At 63.3% G+C, this 1,757-nt stretch carries 3 protein-coding genes; all 3 read right to left on the minus strand.

All coding sequences use genetic code 11. The annotated features are described in order from the left end of the window. Nucleotides 1-392, minus strand: a 392-nt coding sequence (locus tag EN969_RS29790; RefSeq protein WP_164758616.1) for an aromatic amino acid lyase, incomplete at its 3' end; no start/stop codon positions are given. Between the two features lie 26 nt (nucleotides 393-418). Beyond that, the gene (locus EN969_RS29795) at nucleotides 419-1,003 is read right to left on the minus strand and encodes a GDYXXLXY domain-containing protein (protein WP_063168109.1); all 585 of its coding nucleotides are present in this window, start codon (nucleotides 1,001-1,003) and stop codon (nucleotides 419-421) included. After that, nucleotides 1,000-1,757, minus strand: a 758-nt coding sequence (locus EN969_RS29800) for a DUF2157 domain-containing protein (RefSeq protein ID WP_127419661.1), incomplete at its 5' end; no start/stop codon positions are given. The genes EN969_RS29800 and EN969_RS29795, both read right to left, overlap by 4 nt.

Consider the following 1,757-nt stretch of genomic DNA (forward strand, 5'->3'; position numbering starts at 1 on the left):
CCGTCGAGCATCGCGGCCACGGCAAGCGCGATGCGCGGCGTGGTGGCGGCGTTGCCCTCGATGAAGTTTGTCAGACGGGCAAGCACGATCGCCCTGACCACGCGATCCGGCAAGGGATCGCCGAACGAGGTGGCGGCGGCAAACGCCTTGATGCGCGCATGGCGATCACGCTCGTCAGGTTCGAGCTTTCGGCTTGCCAATTCCCCCATGGCGGTTGTGACGCCATAGATGACCGGTGGCGGATCGGATTCAATCAGCTTCAGAAACGAGACGCGGCATTCGGCGATGCGCTGCAAGGCCTTCTCGCTGATCTCCACCGTGTCCTTCTTCCAGGCGACGCGGAAGACAGTGTCGAGGTTGATGTCTTCACGCGTCGACAGGCTAACTGGCATGCTTCACACCATCGGAAATAAGGGACTTAGTAGAGTGGTTCCTCGAACAGCGTCTTGTCGCCGTCGACCAGCGCCTTGATCTGCGCGGTGCCGTCGCCGGCAAGAGCAAGACGGATGCCGAATGGCCGCACCCGCATGTCGTTCTGGATCGCCATCCCCTCGCCTTCCGGCAGATAGAAGCGCTCGATGCCATAGTCCGGCGCGATGGTCGCCTCTTCGCCGCGAAGGTCCCAGCCTTCGGCGATGTGGCCTAGAATATCGGCCTCGTCGGCGGTTGCCATCGTTGGCGCCTTGCCGAACCAGGCGGCCGTCGGCTGCCAATAGCCGTCGGCGCCCTTCTTCAGGCGCACCACAATCGACGTATCGTCGCTTGAAAATTTGTCGGGCGGAATGTTGGCGATCATTTTCACCGGTATGCGTGAAATCTCGTAGCCCAGGATAATATAGTCGCCGCGCAGGAGGTCGCGCGGATCGACGGGTTCGATCTTCAGCAGCACTTCCTTGCCGTTGCGCAGGATCGCCGCCCGGCCGGCGATGATCCAGCTCAGGAAGCCTATCTGGACGAGCGCCAGCACCAGCGCCGAGATGACAAGCCTTTTCCCGGTGATCATGCCGTGGCTCCCTTGGCGTCTGGGCCCTTCATGCGTTTTTCCACGCGGATGATGACGATCGCGAGGATGCCGAGCAGCACCGCGGCGGCCAGGAAGAAACCGGCCGTATCGAGCATCGATTGCAGGGTCACGACATAGATGATGGCGAGTTCGAAGGCGAAGCCGAGATAGGCAAGCCAGCGTAGCCCACGGCTCTCCCGTCCTGCCAGCACGATCGCGGCGACAACACCGGCCAGCGCGATCGCCGAAGCGAGGGCAAAACCGCTGTTGTAGGTGCTCTCGTCGGCGAGTTCGAACTGGATCATTGCGAGGCCGGTGAGGAAGGCGAGCAGCGCGTGCAAGGGCAAGCGGCCGCCGAGTTGCACGACCCGGTCGACCGGGCCAGGCGCGAAGACCGAGGCCGCGAACAGCAGCGCCGAGGCGACGACCAGCGGGATCGCCACCTGCAGCGTGTCGTGGTTGGTGACCAGCAGCATGAGATAGAACAGCACCGACAGGATAATCAGGTGGCGCGCCGCCTGGCTGCGGGTCCAGAACGAGACGGCAAACAGCACGATCGCCATCACGACGAAGCCGTGCGGAAAATCGCTGCGGCTGTAATAGTCGAAGCCTTTGAGGACCAGCCAGGCATCGGCGATGCCGACCGAAGCCACCGTCAGCGGGTTCGATCGCAGCGCAACCGCCGCCAGCGCCGTGCCGGCTCCCCAGGTCACCAGAGCCGAGGCCTCGTCGCCCGAGAGATGATACATCTGGC

The organism is Mesorhizobium sp. M7A.F.Ca.CA.003.01.2.1 (assembly GCF_003998945.1).
In the GTDB taxonomy this organism is placed as follows: domain Bacteria; phylum Pseudomonadota; class Alphaproteobacteria; order Rhizobiales; family Rhizobiaceae; genus Mesorhizobium; species Mesorhizobium ciceri.

What these genes read in the sequence shown, in the direction of transcription:
- EN969_RS29795 (WP_063168109.1), bottom strand. Translation starts at nt 1,003, where the DNA reads ATGATCACCGGGAAAAGGCTTGTCATCTCGGCGCTGGTGCTGGCGCTC.